This is a genomic window from Micromonospora sp. NPDC051006 (genome assembly GCF_044456245.1).
In the GTDB taxonomy this organism is placed as follows: Bacteria; Actinomycetota; Actinomycetes; order Mycobacteriales; family Micromonosporaceae; genus Micromonospora.
Genome location: NZ_JBITFP010000009.1, coordinates 17,353 through 35,612, shown reverse-complemented (window position 1 = coordinate 35,612; position 18,260 = coordinate 17,353). Strand labels below are relative to the sequence as shown.

The following is an 18,260-nucleotide window of genomic DNA, read 5'->3' as shown; positions in this document are numbered from 1 at the left end:
ACCCGTTCCGGAGACGGCGTCGTACGGTGATCGTTGTGACCAACTTTCACATCCGTTACGGCGCCGAGGTGGCCGAGGCCCTGCGCGACGCGCGACCCGTCGTCGCCCTGGAGAGCACCATCGTCTCGCACGGTCTACCCCGACCGGAGAACCTGCGGGTGGCCCGGCAGATCGAGGCGACGGTCCGGGCGGCCGGCGCGGTCCCGGCCACCATCGGCATGGTCGGCGGCGCGCTGGTGGTCGGCCTCGACGACGCGCAGCTGACCCGGCTCGCCACCGTCGACGGTGTGGTCAAGCTCTCCGTCCGCGACCTGGCGGTGGCGGCGGCGGCCGGCGCGGACGGCGCGACCACCGTGGCGGCGACCAGCGCGGTGGCCGCCGCGGCGGGAATCGGTGTCTTCGCCACCGGTGGCCTGGGCGGGGTGCACCGGGAGGCGTCCCAGACCTTCGACGAGTCGGCGGACCTGACCACCCTCGCCCGGACCCCGATAGCGGTCGTCTGCGCCGGGGTGAAGTCGATCCTCGACGTGGGCGCCACGCTGGAACGGCTGGAGACGCTCGGGGTGGGCGTGGTGGGCTACCGCACCCGACGCTTTCCGGGCTTCTACCTGACCGACGGCGGCTTCGACCTGGACTGGTCGATCGAATCGCCCGAGCAGGTGGCGGACGTGCTCGCCGCCCGGGCGCAGCACGGGGTGCACGCCGGCGCGCTGATCGTGGCCAACCCGCTCCCCGCCGACGAGCAGCTCGACCCGGCGCTGCACGACCGCACCCTCGCCGACGGCCTGGCACGGCTCGAGCGTGACGGGATCACCGGCAAGGCGGTCACCCCGTACCTGCTCGCGCACTTCCACTCCGCCACCGAGGGCGCCAGCCTGACGGTGAACGTCCGGATCATCCTGCGCAACGCCGACCTGGCCGCCCGGATCGCGGTGGCCGCCGCCGCGCGCCGCACCGACGACCCGGCATGACCCGTCCGCGACGGGTCGTCATCGTCGGCGACATCCTCACCGACGTGGTCGCGGTGCTGGCCGGGCCGCTCGCCACCGGCTCGGACACCTCGGCCGAGATTCGGTTCAGCGGTGGCGGGCAGGCGGCCAACACCGCCGCCTGGATCGCCGCGCAGGGCGCGCCGGTGACGCTGGTCGGCGCGGTGGGCGACGACGCCGCCGGCCGCGACCGGGTGGCCGAGCTGGCGGACGCGGGCGTCGACTGCGCGGTGCAGCGCGTCGCGGGCGAGGTGACCGGCACGGTGATCGTGCTGGCCGGCGACGACGAGCGGAGCATGATCAGCCAGCGCGGGGCGAACCTGCGGCTGACCGCCGAGCACGTCGAGGAGGCCCTCGCCGCGGTGCCCGACGCCGGGCATCTGCACCTGTCCGCGTACACCCTGTTGGACGCCGGGTCGCGCGGGGCCGGGCTGCGCGCGCTGGCCGCCGCCCGCGAGCGCGGGTTGAGCACCAGCGTCGACGCGGCGTCCGCGGCGCCGCTGCGGCGAGTCGGCGCGGCGGCGTTCCTGGCCTGGGTACGCGACGTCGACCTGCTCCTGGTCAACGCGGACGAGGCGACCGTGCTGGCCGGTGGGCTGGATCCGGCGGCCCAGGCGCGGGCGCTGTCGGCCACGGCCCGGCGGGTGGTGGTGAAGCGGGGCGCGGCCGGCGCGGTCTGGGTGGACCGGGCCGCGACGGTCAGCGTGGCGCCGGCCCGCCGGGTGGCGGTGGTCGACGTCACCGGCGCCGGGGACGCCTTCGCGGCGGGCCTGCTGACCGCCTGGTTGGGCGGCGCGGACCCGCGGGCGGCGCTGGCCCGGGCCGGCGACCTCGGTGCGCTCGCCGTCTCGACGGTGGGCGCCCGCCCCGCCCCCTGACGCCGCCCCGGTCAGGGCTCGGCGTCGATGACCTTGTGCGGCCGCTCCTCGGCGGTCAGGCTCATCGGCGGGGTGTCGTCCTGGTGCCGGGGGTGGAACCGGTTGGCGAGCCGGTGCTCCTCCTTCGGCGGCCGGTCGTTGGCCAGCAGCACGGCGAGCCACGGGATGAGCACCATGCCGAGGGCGCAGAGCGACAACCAGAGCCAGAGCAGGGGTGCCTGCGCGCCGACCAGGATCGCACCGACCACCACACAGGCCACCCGGACGCCCATCATCAGGATGTAGCGCCGCTGGCGGCTGGTGAGCTGGTCGTCCTGGCTGCGTGAGGCGTCGGTGATCAGGATCGGCTGGTAGGCCTGACGCTTCACCACGGACCTCCTCGAGGGGACACGCCCATCCTGTCACTCCCCCGCCGCGATCAGCGAGATTCGACCGCGGCAGCGCTCGTATTACGTTCGTGGTACGCTCCGCGCGTGGGCAGCAGGTTCAGCTTCACCGACGAGGCGTTGGCCAACCTGAAGGTCTACGACGTCACGCCCGGGGAAGTCTGGGAGGCGCTGCACAGCGCCCGGCGGGTCATCCGTCACCTGGGCGACGACGTGATGGTCGTCTACGCCGCCGCCCGGCGGGGCCGCCGGCTGGCGGTGCTGCTCGCCGAGGCCGACGGCACCGACAACGACTGGGACATCCTCTCCGCCCGCGAGCTGAGCGACGTCGAGTCCAAGCGCTACGACGAGGCCGTGCGGAGATCTCGCCGATGAGGAGGCGGTGACGATGCACCGTAACGACGCGACCAAGCAGTTCCACAGCGGCGACGACCGGCTCGCGGAGCTGATCGACGAGAGCCCACCGGTTGAGCTGCCGACCCCCGACACCGACGTGCCGATGGTGAGCCGGTCGGTCCGGCTGCCGCTCGAGACGTACGAACGGGTGCGGGCGGTGGCCGACGCCCGCGGCATCGGCGTCACCACCCTGATGCGCCAGTGGATCGAGGCGGGCCTCGCCGACCTGGACGATTCCGCCACCGTCTCGCTCGCCGACGTCCGCCGGGCGATCGCCTCGCTGGCCCACCCCACCGCCGCCTGAACGCCGTTGCACCGGTGCGCCGGCCGCTGCGGCGGCCGGCGCCCACCCTGTCCGGCAGGTCGTGCGGCGAGGGCCGACGGCCGGCGTCCGCCCTGCTCGGCGGGCCGTGCGCCGGGAGCTGACGGCCGGCGTCCGACCGTAGCGTCAGCCGGTCGCCTTCGCCTTGGCCGCCGCCTTCATCTGCTGCTTGTACTCGCGGACCCGGCGCAGCGAGTCGGCGTCGGTCACGTCGGCCACCGAACGGTGCGCGCCCGGGTCGCCGTACCCGCCGGCCGCCTCGCGCCAGCCCTGCGGCTGGACGTCGAACCGCTTGCCGAGCAGGGCGAGGAAGATCTGCGCCTTCTGCTTGCCAAACCCGGGCAGCTCGGCGATCCGACCGAGCAGCTCCCGCCCGTCGGCGACGTCGGCCCAGAGCCGGGACGCGTCGCCGTCGTAGCGCTCGACGAGCACCCGGCACACCTCCTGCACCCGGGCCGCCATCGCCTTGGGAAACCGGTGCAGCGCCGGCGGCTGGGCGAAGACGGCGACCAGCTCCTCCGGGTCGTGTTCGGCGAGGTCCCGGGCGTCCAGCTCACGGCCGAGCCGTTGAGCCAGTACGTACGGCGAGGAGAACGCCTTCTCCATCGGCACCTGCTGGTCGAGCACCATGCCCACCAGCAGGGCGAGCGGGCTGCGCTCCAGCAGCCGGTTTGCTTCCGGGTCGATGGGCAGCACGAGCGTCATGTGCCCATCCTGCCCGGTCGCCGGAGCGCAGGCGTACCGCCACCCCGACATGGGCGCGCCAGCTCGGCGGGTGAAGCCACGACGCCGCGCCCGATCTCCCGGGTGGTGCCGGGCCGGGGCGGCGCGGGGGGCAGGATGACGACGTGGACGAACACGACATGCTGCTCTCCCCCGCCGGGGTCGAGGCGTTGCGTACCGCGCTGACCCGGGCCGACTTCACCTCGAACGGGATCGCCAACCGGCTCGGCCCGCAGGGCACCGGCGGGGTGGCCCGCAACGACTACCGGGCCGCGCTGCGGGCCACCGAGGAGCGCGACCCGCTCGGCACGCTGATCCGGGTGTTCATCTGCGACCAGACCGAGGCGGAGGCGACGGTGGCCGCCGCGCTCGCGCCGCTGGACGTGGCGGAGGCGCTCGCCGGCGGGCTGGTCGAGCGGCACGGCGACGGGCTGCGCGCCGGGGTGGACCTGGAGCCGTACGGCGACGACTGGTGGGTGCTCGCCGACGTCCCGGCCAGCGCCCGCCCGGGGCGGCCGCTGCACGCCGAGCACGTGCTCGGCATCGGCGGGGCGACCCAGACGCTGATCGGCGCCGCCGTCCGCCGGCCGGTGGACACGGCGCTGGACCTGGGCACCGGCTCCGGCGTGCAGGCCCTGCACCTGGGCACGCACGCGCAGCGGGTCACCGCCACCGACGTCTCCGACCGCGCGCTGCGCTTCGCGGCCACCACGGCCGCGCTCAACGGCCAGGACTGGGAGCTGCTGCGCGGGGACATGGTCGCGCCGGTGGCCGGCCGGCGGTTCGACCTGGTGGTGAGCAACCCGCCGTTCGTGGTCGGCCCGGGCACCACCACGCACGTCTACCGCGACTCCGGCCGGGTCGGCGACGCGATCGGCGCCGAGCTGGCCGCCGCCGCGCCCGACCTGCTCACCGAGGGCGGCACGATGCAGTACCTGGCGAACTGGGTGCACGTCGCCGGCGAGGAGTGGGACGAGCGGGTGGCCGGCTGGTTCGCCGGCACCGGCCTGGACGCCTGGGTGATCCAGCGCGAGGTGGCCGACCCGATGGCGTACGTGAACCTCTGGCTGACCGACGTGGGCGAGACGGCCGATCCGCGGCGGATGGCCGACTGGCTGGACTGGTTCGACGCGCACAAGGTGGAGGCGATCGGCTTCGGCATCGTCTCGCTGCGCCGCAGCGGGAACGCCGCTCCGGTGGTCCGGGTGGAGGACCTGCGGCAGCGGGTGGAGCCGCCGATGGGTGACCAGATCGCCGCGTGGTTCGACCGCCAGGACTTCCTCCGGGTACGCGACACCGAAGGACTGCTCGCCGAGCGCTACCGGGCCGCCGAGGGTCTCCAGCTGCGGCAGGAGGCGACCATGGGCGACGAGGGCTGGGCGGTGGACCGGCAGGTGCTGGCCATGCCGCGCGGGCTGCGCTGGACCGAGGAGGTCGACCCGCTGGTGCTGGCGCTGGTCGGCGGCGCCGACGGTCAGCTGCCGCTGCGCGATCAGCTCGCCCTGCTCGCGGCGGCGCACGACGTGCCGGTCGACGAGTTGGCCGAGGCGGCTGGTCCGATCGTGGCGCACCTGGTGGAGCGCGGCATCATCGAGCCGGTGGCCGGGTGATGGCGGCGGGCACCATCGCCGGGGCCGGCGGCCGGTCGAGGTGCGTACGGAGGGCGGGCTGATGCGGGCGGTGGTGCAGACGGTCGGCCGGGCCAGCGTCACGGTCGACGGCGAGGTGGTCGGCGCGATCGACGACGGGCTGCTGGTGCTGCTCGGCGTGACCCACACGGACACCGTCGAGACGGCCCGGACGATGGCTCGCAAGGTACACGAGCTGCGCATCCTCGACGAGGAACGGTCCGCGGCCGACACCGGCGCCCCGATCCTGGTGGTCAGCCAGTTCACCCTCTACGGCGACGCCCGCAAGGGCCGGCGTCCGAGCTGGACCGCGGCTGCCCCGGCGGAGGTGGCCGAACCGCTCGTGACCGAGGTCGTCGAGGCGCTGCGCGCCCGCGGCGCCAAGGTGGAGACCGGCCGTTTCCGCGCCCACATGCTGGTCGAGAGCGTCAACATCGGCCCCCGCACCCTCCTCCTGGACCTCTGACCAACCCCGCCCCACCCTCTCCCCTCCCCTCGCTGGACCCTGTTGATCAAGAGGAACGCGTCAGATCGGTAGCCGATTTTGACGCGAATCTCTTGATCACCGAGGCCAGGGCACGGGGCGGGGTGGGGGTTGGGAGTTAGGAGAAGAGGCCGCGGCGTTGGATGGACTGGCGCAGCCAGCCGTCGAGCTGGGCGGTCCAGTCGGCGCGGTCCAGGGTGGCGTAGTCGACGGTGAACCGGCCGAAGGCGTCCCGGCCCTCGGTGAGCAGGCCGCCGCGCTTGTCCATCTCCAGCACCACCTGCATCTGCTGCGGGTCGGCGATGAAGGTGACCTCCAGCTGGTTGATCGCCCGCGCGTACTGCGCCGGCGGGTGGAACTCGATCTCCTGGTAGAACGGCAGCGTCTGCCGTACGCCGTAGATGTGGCCACGCTCCACATCGGCCCGGGCGAACCGGAAGCCCAGCCGCAGCAACGCCTCCAGCAGGCGCTCCTGCGCCGGCAGCGGATGCACCGCGACGGCGTCCAGGTCGCTCTTGTCCACCGCCCGGGCCACCTCCAGCTCGGTACGGAGCCCCATGGTCATGCCGTGCAGGTGCTGCCCGTAGAGCTCGGTGACCGGCGTCTCCCACGGCACGTCGAAGCGGAACGGGATCTCGTGGCGCTGCCCGGCCGCCAGCCGGAACGCGCCGGTGACGCGCTGCCGGTGAAACTCCTGGTCGGTGTTGTAGTCGTTGTCACCGCTCTCGACCTCGACCCGGGTCATCAACCCCAGCGCCACGTACTCGACGTCGACCTCATGGTCGCCGCCCACCACCTGGATCCGCCCCTCCAACTGGCCGCCCGGGCGGCAGTTCGGGTTGGCCAGCACGGTTTCCACCGACGGGCCACCGACACCCATCGCCTGCATGAGCCGCTTGAAGACCACAACACCCTCCGTCGCCTGTCCCGGTCGGCCAAGTCGGCCAACCGCTGGCACGGTAACCGGGGCCGGCAAGCCTGCCCGGCCGACACACCCGGCCCGCCGGGCCTGCCCGAACCTTCGCCCGGCACGACGGCCGACCGGTCCCGGCCGGCGTACCCCGCGCCCTTCGTTCGATTTGGCGACGGCAAGCCGCCGCCGAACCGACCGGCACGGCGAACCTACGTCGATCCGACCGGATTCCTGTCGGGTCCCCGATCGCCTCACTCCCGTTTTACGCCCCGCCCGCCAAGCTGTTTGTCACCGGCAGCACTTTGGCCGGCACGGCACCACACGGACACGGGGAGAGAAGACGATGGCCCAGCAGATGACGGAGCACCGGACGCGCCCGGCCGCGGGCACCGACACCGACCCGGGCACCGAGACCCTGATCGACCTGGACGCGACCGACGAGCGCGGTGTCTCCACCGACCTGGTCCGGGCGTACCTCAACGGAATCGGCCGCACCAAGCTGCTCACCGCCGCGCAGGAGGTCGAGCTGGCCAAGCGGATCGAGGCCGGGCTGTTCGCCGAGGAGAAGCTGGCCACCTGCACCCCGGTCTCCGACGAGCTGCGGGCCGACCTGGCGCTGATCGTCACGGAGGGTCGCGCCGCCAAGAACCACCTGCTCGAGGCGAACCTGCGGCTGGTGGTGAGCATCGCCAAGCGCTACACCGGCCGGGGCATGGCCTTCCTCGACCTGATCCAGGAGGGCAACCTCGGTCTCATCCGGGCGGTCGAGAAGTTCGACTACGCCAAGGGCTACAAGTTCTCCACCTACGCCACCTGGTGGATCCGGCAGGCGATCACCCGGGCGATGGCCGACCAGGCCCGCACCATCCGGATCCCGGTGCACATGGTCGAGCAGGTCAACCGGATGGTCCGGGCCCGCCGTGAACTTTCGGTCGCGCTCGGTCGGGAGCCCACCGTCGCCGAGGTCGCCCGGGCGCTGGACATCCCCGAGTTCCAGGTGATCGAGCTGATCTCGTACGACCGGGAGCCGGTCAGCCTGGACCAGGCGGTCGGCGAGGACGGCGAGAGCGCGCTGGGCGACTTCGTCGCCGCGGTCGATCCGCGGGACGAGCCGGGCGACGCGGCGGCGAACGGCGAGCTGCGCAACGAGGTGCACATCGTGTTGGCCACCCTGTCCCAGCGTGAGCAGGCGGTCATCCGGCTCCGGTTCGGGCTCGACGACGGCCGGCAGCGCACCCTGGACGAGGTGGGCCGCGAGTTCGGCCTCTCCCGGGAGCGGATCCGGCAGATCGAGAAGGTGACTCTGCTCAAGCTGCGCGCCCCGGAGCGGGCGCAGCGTCTGGAGGCGTACGCCTGCTGACGCACCTGGTTCCACGGAAGGCCCCGGCGGTGCGCCGGGGCCTTCCGTGCTGTCGAGGTGCTTGACGCAGCCACCGATCCGGGGTACAAACCAAGCGGTTATAGAACCAGGAGGTTATCAAGCGGTGGGCACCGATCTGCTGGACGCGACCTTCGCGGCGCTGGCCGACCCGACCCGGCGAGCCATCCTCGCCCGGCTCGCGGCCGGCGAGGCGACCGTGACCGAGCTGGCCGCGCCGTTCGCGATGAGCCAGCCGGCCATCTCCAAGCACCTCAAGGTGCTGGAACGCGCCGGCCTGGTCAGCCGCGGGCGGGACGCCCAGCGCCGACCCTGCCGGCTGGAGGCCCGGCCGCTGCGGGAGGCCACCGCCTGGCTGGCCGGCTACCGCGACTACTGGGCGGAGAGCTACCAGCGCCTCGACGCCCTGCTCGACGAGCTCCAGGCCGTCGAGCGGGCCGACGAACGTGGCGGCGGCCGATGACCGGCCCGGACGATTCGCTGGTCGTGCACACTCCGGGCGATCGGGAGATCGTCCTGAGCCGGGTGTTCGACGCGCCGGCGCACCTGGTGTTCGCCGCCTTCACCCGGCCGGAGCTGCTGGCCCGCTGGTACGGCGCCCGCGGCTGGCGGCTGGTCGAGTGCGACGTCGACCTGCGGGTCGGCGGGCGGTGGCGCTACGTGTCGCAGGGGCCCGACGGTGACCGGATGGTCCAGTCCGGCGTCTACCGGCAGGTGGAGCCGGCGCACCGGTTGGTCTGCACCGAGCTCTTCGACGACCAGTCCTACCCGGGCGAGACGCTGGTCAGCCACGAGTTCACCGAGCTGGCCGGGCGCACCACCGTCACCACCACGTTGCGCTACGCCACCGCCGAGGGGCGGGACACCGTGCTGCGCTACCCGATGGCCCGGGGCTACGGCGAGGGCCTCACCCGGCTCGCCGAACTGCTGCACCTGACAACGACGATGCGAGGAGAGACACCGTGAACTGGACGCTGGAAGTGGTGATCGTGCCGGTCTCCGACCTGGACCGGGCGAAGAAGTTCTACGCCGACCAGCTCGGCTTCAATGTGGACCACGACACGGTCGTCGGCGACGGCGCGCGGATCGTGCAGCTGACCCCGCCCGGCTCGGGCTGCTCCGTCGTGATCGGCAAGGGCGCCGTCCCGGAGATGCCGCCGGGGTCGCTCAAGGGGCTGCAACTGGTGGTGCCCGACCTGGAGCAGGCCCGGGCGGAGCTGGTCGCGCGCGGCGTGGAGGTCAGCGAGATCCAGGTGCTGGGCGCGAACCCGCAGCCCACCCCGCACCCGCTGGACAACGTCGGCTTCGTCTTCTTCACCGACCCGGACGGCAACTCCTGGGCGGTCCAGCAGATCTCCGACCGCGCCTGACCCGCCCGCTCCACACACCCCGGCGTCGGTCCTCACAAACGGCGAGGGCCGGTGTCGGGGCGGTCGGTCGCGGAGCCGGTGCGCACCGTGGCGTGCAGCACGGAGAGGCCGTCGGGGCGGACGAGCACCGGGTTCAGCGTGAGCGCACGCACCCGCGGCTGTTCGTCGGCGAGCCGGCCGATCCGCAGCAGCAGGTCAGTCAGGGCCACCGGGTCCACCGGCGCCGCACCCCGGTGCCCGCGCAGCAGTGGCGACGCCCGTGGCTCGTCGACCAACTCCGCAGCGTCCCGATCGGTCAGCGGCACCGCCCGCCACGCCCGGTCGCCGAGCAGTTCGGTGGCGACGCCGCCCAGGCCGAAGCCGACCACCGGGCCGAACGCCGGATCCTCGACCATCTCGACCACGCAGGCCACGCCGGGCGGGACCATCGGCTGGACCAGGACGTCCGCGCCAAAGAGCGCGGACATCTCGGCGTACGTGCGGCGCACGGCGGGCGCGTCGGGCAGGTCGAGCCGGACCGCGCCGAGGTCGAGCCGGTGCCGCAGCCCGGGGGCCGCCGCCTTGAGCGCCACCGGGAAACCGAGCCGCTCCGCCGCGTCGGCCGCCTCCTGCGCCGAACGCGCCGGCACCGACTCCACCACGTCGATCCCGTACGCGGCGAGCAGCCCGGCCACGTCCGTGCCGTCGCGGCGCAGCGCGGCCTGTCCCGCGGCACGGTCGATCCCGGGCAGCTCCGGAAGGCTGCCGGACGGGCGGCGCAGCCAGTCCGCGTAACGGTGCACCCGGGCGAGCGCCCGAACCGCCTCCTCCACACCCGCGTAAGCCGGCATCCCGGCCGGCATCCGTCCAGCCAGGACCGTGGTCATCACCGGCTTTCCGGCGCCGAGGACAGCCGGTAGCGCGGCGGTGAGGTCGGCGTCGGCCGGCTGCCCGGGCAGCGGCGGGGCGAGCACCACCGCGATCGCGTCGACCCGCTCGTCGGCGGCGGCCCCGGCGAGCGCCGCGGCGAACTCGACCGCACCGGCGCTCGGGCCGACGTCGCGCGGATAGCCGTCGGCAAGGGTCAGCCCCTGGGCGGCGCAGGCGGTGGCGGCCAGCCCGATGAGCGCCGAGGAGTTGCCGACCACGGCGACCCGCGGGCCGGCCGGCAGCGGCTGGTTGGCCAGCAGCACCCCGACGTCCAGCAGCTCGGCCACGGTGTCCACCCGGATCACCCCGGACTGGGCGAAGAGCGCGGCCACCGCCACCTCGTCCGGGCCGGTGGAGTCGCCCACCCCGGCCGGGCGGGCCGGCGAGGCGAGCGCCACCACCGGCTTCGCCCGCCCGATCCGCCGCACCAACCGGGCGAACTTGCGGGGATTACCGAACGTCTCCAGGTACAGCATGATCACGTCGGTGCCGGGGTCGTCCTGCCAGTACTGCAGCAGGTCGTTGCCGGACACGTCGGCCCGGTTCCCCGCCGACACGAAGCTGGACAGGCCGAGCCCGCGCCGGTCCGCCTCGGCCAGCAGGGCCACCCCGAACGCGCCCGACTGGCTGAAGATGCCGACCCGACCGGCCGGCGGCAGCCTCGGGGCGAGGGTGGCGTTGAGGCGTACCGCCGGGTCGGTGTTCGCCACACCGAGGCAGTTCGGGCCGACCACCCGCATGCCGGCCGCGTGCGCGGCCCGGACCAGCGCCCGCTGCGCGGCCGCGCCCGCCGCGCCGGCCTCGGCGAAGCCCGCCGAGATGACCACCAGCCCGTGCACCCCGGCGGCGGCCGCGTCGGCGACCACCGTCGGCGCCGCCTCCGGCGGGACCGCCACCACCGCCAGGTCGACCGGCACCCCCGCGTCGGCCGCCGAGGGGTACGCGGGCAGCCCGGCGACCGTCGACGCGTACGGGTGCACGGGAACGAGCGTGCCGGCGAAGCCGCCGTCGCGCAGGTGCCCGAGCACGGCCGCGCCCACCCCCTGCCCGGTGGCGCTGGCACCGTAGACCGCCACCGCGCGCGGGGCGAGCAACCGGGCGATCGAACGCGCCTCGGTGCGGTGCTCCCGGCCGCGCTGCACCTCGAGGGTCGCCTCGGTGGGCGCGATCGGAAAGGTCAGGTGCACCACACCGTCGGCGAACTGGCGCTGCACCTGGTAGCCGAAGTCGGAGAAGACCCGCAACATCGCCCCGTTGGCCGGGAGCACCTCGGCGACGAAGTGCACGATGCCGACCCGGCGGGCCGCGTCGGCCAGATGCTCGAGCAGCACCGAGCCAATCCCCCGCCCCTGGTAGGCGTCCTCCACCACGAAGGCCACCTCGGCCTCGGGCGCCGCCGGCCCGAGCCGCTCGTACCGGCCGACGGCGACGATCCGCCCGCCGACCAGCACCACGAACGCCTCCCGGTCGTGGTGGTCGACGGTCACGAAGCGCCGCAGGTCGCGCTCCGGGATGCGCGGGTACGGCGAGAAGTAGCGCAGGTAGCGGGTGCGCTCGGAGAAGCGCGAGTGCATCGCCACGATCGCGGGCGCGTCCTGCGGGCGGATCTGTCGCAGCTGGACGGTGGTGCCGTCGCTGAGCAGCACGTCCACCGGTTGCTCCACGGTCGTCACCGGCCGCCCTCCTCCGGCCGGCTCAGTCGCGCGGGTCGTACGGGTCGAGCCCGAGCAGCGGGAAGACCGTCTTGCGCGTCGCCGCGATCGCCCGGTCCACCGCGTTCGGCTCGCCGGTCGGCTGCCACGGCCGGTGTGCCGGATCGACGTCGTCGGTCATCCGCAGCGGCACCTCCCGACCCGGCCGACGGCTGGCGGCCAGCTCCCGCCAGGCCGGTGGGGTGAGCGCGGCCGGGTCGATCGGCTCGCCGCTGGCCACCGCCAGCAGATGGGTCCAGGCTCGGGGCACCACCTCGACCAGCGCGTAACCGCCGCCGCCGGTGGCGACCCAACGGCCCTCGCAGAGCTCGTCGGCGAGCGCCCGCAGGGCCAGATAGGTCGCCCGCTGCCCGTCGACGGAGAGGCGCAGGTCGGCGAGGGGGTCGAGCCGGTGCCCGTCCGCGCCGCACTGGGTGACCAGCAGCTGCGGCCGGAACGCGCGCAGCACCGACGGAACGATCGCGTGGAACGCGCGCTGCCAGCCCGCGTCGTCGACGCCCGGGGGCAGGGGCATGTTGACCGCCGTGCCCTCCGCGCCCGGGCCGCCGGTCTCGTCCGGGAAGCCGGTGCCGGGAAAGAGAGCGAGCGGGGTCTCGTGCAGGCTGACCGTCAACACCCGCGGGTCGTTCCAGAAGACCTGCTGCACGCCGTCGCCGTGGTGCACGTCCACGTCCACGTACGCGACCCGCTCGGCGCCGAGGTCGAGCAGGCGGGCGATAGCCACCGCCGGATCGTTGTAGACGCAGAAGCCGGCGGCCCGGGCCGGCATCGCGTGGTGCAGCCCACCGGCCACGTTGACCGCCCGGCGGGCCTCGCCCCGCCAGACCGCCTCGGCGGCGGCCACACTCGCCCCAGTGATCAGCGCGCTGGCCTCGTGCATCCCGTCGAAGACCGGATTGTCGGAGGTGCCCAGGCCGAAGCCCGCGAAGAGCGGGTCGCTCGGCGCGGCCCGCACAGCCGCCAGATAGCGCGGGTCGTGCACCCGGGTGAGCAGCGCCTCGTCGGCCGGCTCCGGCTTGACCAGGCGCACCCCCGGCCGGTCCAGGACGCCTAGCTCGCGGGCGAGCGCGACGGTCAGCTCCACCCGGACCGGGTCGAGCGGATGGTCACCCATGTCGTAGGCGAGCAGGGACTCGTCCCACACCACCACCGTGTCGTCGGACATGAGCCCATCGTCGCACGTGGACCGGCGGTGACCCACCGCACGCGCTGCTCAGGCCCCGGGTGTCGGCCCGGTGGCGACCGGGCGGGTCGGGTCGGCCACCCAGTTGCTCCACGATCCGACGTAGAGCGCGGCGTCCGGCCGGCCGGCGAGGTGCAGGGCGAGCACCGCCTGCGCGGCGGTCACCCCGGAGCCGCAGTAGGCCGCCACCGGTCGTTCGTCCGCCACCCCCGCCGCGGCGAACCGCGCGCGCAGCGCCTCGGCGGCCGGGAAACGTCCGCCCGGGCCGACGTACTCCGGCGCGGGCAGGTTCGCCGCGCCCGGGACGTGCCCGGCCACCGGGTCGATCGGCTCGGCCTCGCCCCGGTAGCGCGGCGCGGCCCGCACGTCCAGCAGCAGCCCGTCGCCGGCCGCGAGCCGCGCGGCCGCCGCCGCGTCGAGCACCGGCAGCGCGCCGGGCCGGACCGTCACGTCGCCCGGCTCCGGCTGCGGCACCTCGACCGTGCCGGGCAGGCCGGCGGCGACCCAGGCCGGGTAGCCGCCGTGCAGCAGGCGGACCTGTCGGTGCCCGACCCAGCGCAGCGTCCACCAGGCGCGGGCCGCGGCCATGCCGTCGCCGCCGTCGTACACCACGACGGGGTGACCGGCCCGCACGCCGGCGGCCCGCAGCGTCGCCTGCAGCGCCGCCGGGTCGGGCAGCGGATGCCGGCCGGCGGCGCCGGGCGGCCCGCAGAGCGCGGTGTCCAGGTCGACGAAGATCGCGCCGGGCAGGTGACCGACGGCGTAGTCGTCCCGGCCGGGCGGGCCGACCAGGCGCCAGCGGACATCGAGCAGGGTGGGCGGATCGGCGGAGTCGAGCTCGGCGGCAAGCCGGTCGGGCTCGACCAGCAGATCGTCGGTACCGGACATGGCGTCCAGTCAACACCATCCGCACGGCAAGCCCGCGGTTCGGCGGCGGTCGTTACTCGTACAACGCGGTAACATCGATCACCGGAGGACCACTGCTGTGAGACACGACCTGGTTGTTTCGACTGATCGCGCAGTTGACTCCGCCGCCGAAAGGGGACGGAAGTGAACAGACACGATCTGGTCGACACGACGGAGATGTACCTGCGCACCATTCTCGAGCTCGAGGAGGAGGGTGTGCCGCCGCTGCGCGCCCGGATCGCCGAGCGCCTGAGGCAGAGCGGTCCCACGGTGAGCCAGACGGTCGCCCGGATGGAACGCGACGGCCTGCTCACGGTCGAGGGCGACCGGCACCTGATGCTCACCTCGCAGGGCCGCAACACCGCGGTCTCGGTGATGCGCAAGCACCGGCTCGCCGAGCTGCTGCTGGTGAACGTGATCGGCATGCCCTACGAGGAGGCCCACGACGAGGCCTGCCGCTGGGAGCACGTGATGAGCGACGCCGTCGAGAAGCGGGTCTACGACCTGCTCAACCGGCCGACCCGCTCGCCGTACGGCAACCCGATCCCGGGGCTGGAGGAGCTCGGCTCGCCGGAGCCGGAGGAGATCTCGGTGGTCGAGGGCGAGCGCAATCTGGCCTTCCCCGGTCTCTCCGGGCCGGTGGTGGTCCGGCGGATCTGCGAGAGCGTGCAGACCAACGCCGACGTGCTGCGCCAGCTGCACGCCGCGGGCGTCGACCCGGGCGCCACGGTGACCGTGGCCCAGGAGCGCGACGGGGTGTCGATCGACCGGTCGGGCGACCGCATCCGGCTGCCCCGCGAGGTCGCGTCCCGGGTCTTCGTCGCCGCCGGCTGACCGTCAGCCGTGGCCCGGCGGCCTCTCGTCCCGCTGACGGGGAGCCGCCGGGCGATCTGCGTCACAGCGCCCGGGTGTCGAGCTTCTTGGCCAGCGCCACCAGCTCCCCGGCGATCTTGTCCACGGCCGCCTTCGCGGTGCCGCGCGGGCTGACCCAGCTCAACGTGGCCAGCCGACCGTCGCCGGAGAGCCAGCCGACCTCCGCGACCGCGCCGTGCCCGCCGGTCGCGGCGGTGGTCCGCCGGAACGCCTGCTGACCCAGCCCGGTGACCTTGGCGGCCGAGTCCGGCACCAGGTCGGCGGCGAAGGTCGCCTTGTCCATCGAGGTCTCGGTGACGGTCAGGGTCAGCTCCGGCAGGGTGGCCTTGTCGGCCCGCACCACGCAGCTGTGCGTGTCACCGCGCTCGCTCGCCGCCGCCACGTCGAACCGGGCCTTGACATGCTTCTCGATCACCGCGAAGTCCAGCAGCCGGCAGGCGCCGCCGGAGGAGGCGGCGGCCACGTCGACCGCGACCGGCGCCGGCGGTGGCACCGCCACCGGTTCGCGCTCCGACGCGCACCCGGCGGTCAGCAGTACGGCCGAGGCGACGAGCCAGATCCGGGCGCGCAATGGAACCTCCGCGATCGTCCGGCGGGGGGTGCCCGCCGTTGTCCGTCGGACACCGTACGGGCAACCCCCGCCGGACGGAAGACGTGGTGCCGAAAGACCGCGCCGGGTCAGTCGTCGACGTACGGGCAGTGCCGGCAGCCGCGGCCGCAGCAGGTGCCCCGGCGGGCCAGGAAACCGGCGGTGAGCACGAAGAGTCCGCTCGCCGGGTCGAGGTAGCCGGCCTCCCCGGCGGTCAGGGCGGCGGCGTGCGCGGCGAGCACCCGCTCCCGGTCCGGGTGCTCGGGCGGCAGCCGGGACGGGTGCGGCTCGGTCAGCGCCCGGGGCGCCAGCGGACGTCGCTCACCGGTCACCGGGGCAGTCTAGGAACACCGGCCGGCGGTCAGCGGAACCGGGCCAGCGCGCCGACCAGTGCCGCATCCTCCAGGCCGGCGGCAAGCAGCAGCCGCAGCAGCACCCGCGCCTTGTACGGGTCGAGCAGTCCGCCGTTGAGCAGCCCGCGCCGCTGCAGGTCGGTCTCCGAGCCGACCGCCCCGTACGTCTGGCGCAGCACCGAGCCCGCCCCGGACCGGGAGGTGAGCAGCACCGGCATCCGGCCGGCGAGGTCACCCAGCACCGGGGCCAACGCCGCCGGCACGTGCCCCACCCCGAAGCCGGCGACCACCAGCCCGTGGTGGGTGTCGGCGACACCGGCCAGGAGCCGGCCGTCGTCGTCCAGGGTGACCGGGTAGAGGGCGACCCGGGTGGCGTCGAGCCGGTCCGGGTCGACCGGTGGCAGTGCATCGCGACGCGGCGGCCGGGTCAGCACCCGCACCTCCCCCTCGATCACCTGCCCGATCGGTCCGGCGTTCGGCGAGGCGAAGGTCGCGGTGCTGGTGCTGTGCGTCTTGCGGACCCAGCGGGCGGCGTGTACCTCGTCGTTGACCACGACCAGCACGCCCAGGTCGCGGGCCGCCGGCGCGGCGGCGACCCGGGCGGCGGCGAGCAGGTTCGCCGGCCCGTCGGCGCCCGCCAACGTGGGATTGCGCATCGCGCCGGTGAACACCAGCGGCGCGGCGTGCGGCCACACGACGTCGGTCAGGAACGCGGACTCCTCCAGCGTGTCGGTGCCCTGGGTGACCACCACCCCGATCGCCCCGCCGGCCACCGCCCGCGACGCGTCGTCGACCACGTCGAGCAACTGACGGTAGGTGAGATTGGCGCTGGGCACCGCGCGGACGTCGCGGACCTCCAGGGGTACGCCCAGCTCGTCGAGGCCCGGCACGGCGGCGGTGAGGTCCGCGCCGGTGAGCCGGGTGACCACTCCGGGTCGCGCCCGGTCCACCCCGCCCATCGCGATGGTGCCGCCGAGGGTGATGAGCGCGATGGACACCGCCGCGACCTCCGTTCCGCCGCCCGACCGGCCGGGCGGCCTCCGGACCGTACCCGTGCCGCACGCTACGGCCGGCGGCGGCCGGTGGCGGCGGGCCGATAACCGGTGGCGTCGGCGGTCTGTCCGGCGGAGGCTCACCTGATGCCGTACCGCCTGTGCGAGACCGACCCCGCGCGGGACGCGGTCGGCCGGTTGACGGTGGTGGCGTTCCTGCCGGACGGGAGCTGCGCCGCCGTACCGGATGCGGACGGCCGGCCCCGGCTGCCCGGCGGGTCGGTGCGGCCCGGCGAGCACTGGCTGCTCGACGCGGGCCTGCGGATCCCGTTGGAGACCGCCGGGTTCCGGCGGCAGCGGATGCACCCGTTCGCCGCAGACGGCGACCACTGGTACCTCTGGGCCGACGGCGACCGCTATGCCGGCGGTCGGCCGCACGCCCGGGTGGCGCTGATCACCGGACCGGCCGAGGTGATCGCCGAGCGGCTGGCCGCCGCGGGGCGCGCGGCCGAGGCCACCGCGGTACGGGACGGGCAGCGCTCCTACGCCCGCCAGGACGACGCCGGCTGGTACGCCGACAGCCGGCGGCTGCTGGAGCCGGCGTACTTGCGCGGGTCGACGCCGCAGCAGGGCTCGGGGTTCGGCGGGGACGCGGCGGCGTGGCGGGCCGGCCGGGAGATGGTGGTCGACGGGATCGACCGGGACGGCAGCTTCCTCGATCTGGGCTGCGCCAACGGGCTGCTGATGGAGTCGGTGCGGGAGTGGGCGGCCGAGCGCGGCCACCGGGTCGAGCCGTACGGCGTCGACCTGGCCCCCGGACTGGTCGCGGCGGCCCGGGCCCGGCTGCCGCACTGGGCGGACCGGATCACGGCGGGCAACGCGATCGACTGGCGGCCGGCCGACGGCAGCCGGTTCACCTTCGTGCACGTGCTGCTCGACCTGGTGCCGGTGGCCCGCCGGGCGGATTTGGTGCGGCACGCGCTCACCCACCTGGTCGCCCCGGGCGGACGACTGCTGGTCAGCCACTATCAGGCCCTCGGTGGCACCGACCTGGACGCCGCCGCGCACCTGCGCCGGCTCGGTTTCCTGGTGGCCGGGGCGAGCGGCGCCGACCCGAGCGCGACCACGGCCTGGCTGGACGCCGGAGCGCTCCCGCCGGCTTAAATGCCGCGCCCGCCCCTGGAGCCCGCCGGTAGGGTCCGCGAGGCCCTCCTGGGCGAGCCGACCGGATCGCCACCGGTGCGGCACCGTGTCCGTTCGCACAGACAGGCAAGCA

The 18,260-nt window shown here is 74.6% G+C and carries 21 protein-coding genes; 12 read left to right on the top strand and 9 right to left on the bottom strand.

All coding sequences use genetic code 11. From position 1 onward, the window contains the following. Positions 1 to 35: 35 nt before the first annotated feature. Positions 36 to 971 carry a pseudouridine-5'-phosphate glycosidase gene (locus tag ACIBBA_RS16455; RefSeq protein ID WP_396697984.1) on the top strand — a complete coding sequence of 312 codons (936 nt, stop codon included), beginning with the start codon at positions 36 to 38 and terminating at the stop codon, positions 969 to 971. Beyond that, complete coding sequence (locus ACIBBA_RS16450; protein ID WP_396697982.1) at positions 968 to 1,867, top strand: carbohydrate kinase family protein; 900 nt, start codon at positions 968 to 970, stop codon at positions 1,865 to 1,867. The genes ACIBBA_RS16455 and ACIBBA_RS16450 overlap by 4 nt, the downstream gene beginning before the upstream one ends. An 11-nt stretch (positions 1,868 to 1,878) precedes the next feature. Here the strand turns inward: ACIBBA_RS16450 and ACIBBA_RS16445 are convergent, their stop codons facing one another. Beyond that, positions 1,879 to 2,235: a DUF3099 domain-containing protein gene (locus ACIBBA_RS16445; RefSeq protein ID WP_396698250.1), complete on the bottom strand. Its 357-nt coding sequence runs from the start codon at positions 2,233 to 2,235 to the stop codon at positions 1,879 to 1,881. 105 nt (positions 2,236 to 2,340) lie between these two features. Here ACIBBA_RS16445 and ACIBBA_RS16440 point away from each other — a divergent pair, with 105 nt between their 5' ends. Both ACIBBA_RS16440 and ACIBBA_RS16435 read left to right on the top strand, forming a co-directional pair. Beyond that, the gene (locus ACIBBA_RS16440) at positions 2,341 to 2,628 is read left to right on the top strand and encodes a hypothetical protein (protein ID WP_281576022.1); all 288 of its coding nucleotides are present in this window, start codon (positions 2,341 to 2,343) and stop codon (positions 2,626 to 2,628) included. Positions 2,629 to 2,641: 13 nt separating this feature from the next. Next, on the top strand, positions 2,642 to 2,953 hold the full coding sequence (locus ACIBBA_RS16435) for a hypothetical protein (RefSeq protein ID WP_350875436.1): 312 nt from the start codon (positions 2,642 to 2,644) through the stop codon (positions 2,951 to 2,953). A 144-nt stretch (positions 2,954 to 3,097) separates the two neighbouring features. Here ACIBBA_RS16435 and ACIBBA_RS16430 read toward each other — a convergent pair whose 3' ends face one another. After that, the gene (locus ACIBBA_RS16430; RefSeq protein ID WP_396697980.1) at positions 3,098 to 3,676 is read right to left on the bottom strand and encodes an HhH-GPD-type base excision DNA repair protein; all 579 of its coding nucleotides are present in this window, start codon (positions 3,674 to 3,676) and stop codon (positions 3,098 to 3,100) included. Positions 3,677 to 3,819: 143 nt separating this feature from the next. Between ACIBBA_RS16430 and ACIBBA_RS16425 the strand changes: the two genes are divergently transcribed. Then, positions 3,820 to 5,304: a methyltransferase gene (locus tag ACIBBA_RS16425; RefSeq protein WP_396697978.1), complete on the top strand. Its 1,485-nt coding sequence runs from the start codon at positions 3,820 to 3,822 to the stop codon at positions 5,302 to 5,304. Positions 5,305 to 5,365: 61 nt separating this feature from the next. Then, positions 5,366 to 5,788: a D-aminoacyl-tRNA deacylase gene (gene dtd, locus ACIBBA_RS16420; protein WP_396698248.1), complete on the top strand. Its 423-nt coding sequence runs from the start codon at positions 5,366 to 5,368 to the stop codon at positions 5,786 to 5,788. 136 nt (positions 5,789 to 5,924) lie between these two features. Here dtd and ACIBBA_RS16415 read toward each other — a convergent pair whose 3' ends face one another. Continuing rightward, positions 5,925 to 6,713 carry a sporulation protein gene (locus ACIBBA_RS16415; RefSeq protein ID WP_396697976.1) on the bottom strand — a complete coding sequence of 263 codons (789 nt, stop codon included), beginning with the start codon at positions 6,711 to 6,713 and terminating at the stop codon, positions 5,925 to 5,927. A 349-nt stretch (positions 6,714 to 7,062) separates the two neighbouring features. Between ACIBBA_RS16415 and sigB the strand changes: the two genes are divergently transcribed. The 4 genes from sigB to ACIBBA_RS16395 all read left to right on the top strand — a co-directional run bounded on the left by sigB (position 7,063) and on the right by ACIBBA_RS16395 (position 9,467). Next, the gene (gene sigB / locus ACIBBA_RS16410; protein WP_396697974.1) at positions 7,063 to 8,079 is read left to right on the top strand and encodes an RNA polymerase sigma factor SigB; all 1,017 of its coding nucleotides are present in this window, start codon (positions 7,063 to 7,065) and stop codon (positions 8,077 to 8,079) included. Between the two features lie 100 nt (positions 8,080 to 8,179). Continuing rightward, positions 8,180 to 8,560: an ArsR/SmtB family transcription factor gene (locus tag ACIBBA_RS16405; protein WP_396698245.1), complete on the top strand. Its 381-nt coding sequence runs from the start codon at positions 8,180 to 8,182 to the stop codon at positions 8,558 to 8,560. Beyond that, entirely contained in the window at positions 8,557 to 9,063 is a 507-nt protein-coding gene (locus tag ACIBBA_RS16400) for an SRPBCC family protein (protein WP_396697972.1), read from the top strand. The genes ACIBBA_RS16405 and ACIBBA_RS16400 overlap by 4 nt, the downstream gene beginning before the upstream one ends. Then, a complete protein-coding gene (locus ACIBBA_RS16395; protein WP_357053253.1) occupies positions 9,060 to 9,467 on the top strand; it encodes a VOC family protein in 408 nt (135 codons plus the stop codon). Before ACIBBA_RS16400 ends, ACIBBA_RS16395 begins: the two co-directional genes overlap by 4 nt. 32 nt (positions 9,468 to 9,499) lie before the next feature. Here ACIBBA_RS16395 and ACIBBA_RS16390 read toward each other — a convergent pair whose 3' ends face one another. From ACIBBA_RS16390 to ACIBBA_RS16380, 3 genes are read right to left on the bottom strand one after another with little or no spacing between them, the layout of a single operon-like run. Continuing rightward, entirely contained in the window at positions 9,500 to 12,049 is a 2,550-nt protein-coding gene (locus tag ACIBBA_RS16390; protein WP_396697970.1) for a GNAT family N-acetyltransferase, read from the bottom strand. 22 nt (positions 12,050 to 12,071) lie between these two features. After that, positions 12,072 to 13,253, bottom strand: a complete 1,182-nt coding sequence (locus ACIBBA_RS16385; RefSeq protein ID WP_396697968.1) for an acetoin utilization protein AcuC — start codon at positions 13,251 to 13,253, stop codon at positions 12,072 to 12,074. Positions 13,254 to 13,301: 48 nt separating this feature from the next. Beyond that, the gene (locus tag ACIBBA_RS16380; protein ID WP_396697966.1) at positions 13,302 to 14,159 is read right to left on the bottom strand and encodes a sulfurtransferase; all 858 of its coding nucleotides are present in this window, start codon (positions 14,157 to 14,159) and stop codon (positions 13,302 to 13,304) included. 162 nt (positions 14,160 to 14,321) lie between these two features. On the opposite strand from ACIBBA_RS16380, the gene ACIBBA_RS16375 reads away from it, so the two are divergent. After that, on the top strand, positions 14,322 to 15,011 hold the full coding sequence (locus tag ACIBBA_RS16375) for a metal-dependent transcriptional regulator (protein ID WP_396697964.1): 690 nt from the start codon (positions 14,322 to 14,324) through the stop codon (positions 15,009 to 15,011). Positions 15,012 to 15,072: 61 nt separating this feature from the next. Here ACIBBA_RS16375 and ACIBBA_RS16370 read toward each other — a convergent pair whose 3' ends face one another. The 3 genes from ACIBBA_RS16370 to ACIBBA_RS16360 all read right to left on the bottom strand — a co-directional run bounded on the left by ACIBBA_RS16370 (position 15,073) and on the right by ACIBBA_RS16360 (position 16,990). Beyond that, positions 15,073 to 15,621, bottom strand: coding sequence for a hypothetical protein (locus ACIBBA_RS16370; RefSeq protein ID WP_396697962.1), 549 nt, complete (start codon positions 15,619 to 15,621; stop codon positions 15,073 to 15,075). 107 nt (positions 15,622 to 15,728) lie between these two features. Next, positions 15,729 to 15,971, bottom strand: a complete 243-nt coding sequence (locus ACIBBA_RS16365; protein WP_396697960.1) for a DUF5522 domain-containing protein — start codon at positions 15,969 to 15,971, stop codon at positions 15,729 to 15,731. 29 nt (positions 15,972 to 16,000) lie between these two features. Then, entirely contained in the window at positions 16,001 to 16,990 is a 990-nt protein-coding gene (locus ACIBBA_RS16360; RefSeq protein ID WP_396697958.1) for an asparaginase, read from the bottom strand. Between the two features lie 141 nt (positions 16,991 to 17,131). Here ACIBBA_RS16360 and ACIBBA_RS16355 point away from each other — a divergent pair, with 141 nt between their 5' ends. Then, a complete protein-coding gene (locus tag ACIBBA_RS16355) occupies positions 17,132 to 18,148 on the top strand; it encodes a class I SAM-dependent methyltransferase (protein ID WP_396697956.1) in 1,017 nt (338 codons plus the stop codon). Positions 18,149 to 18,260 lie beyond the last annotated feature (112 nt).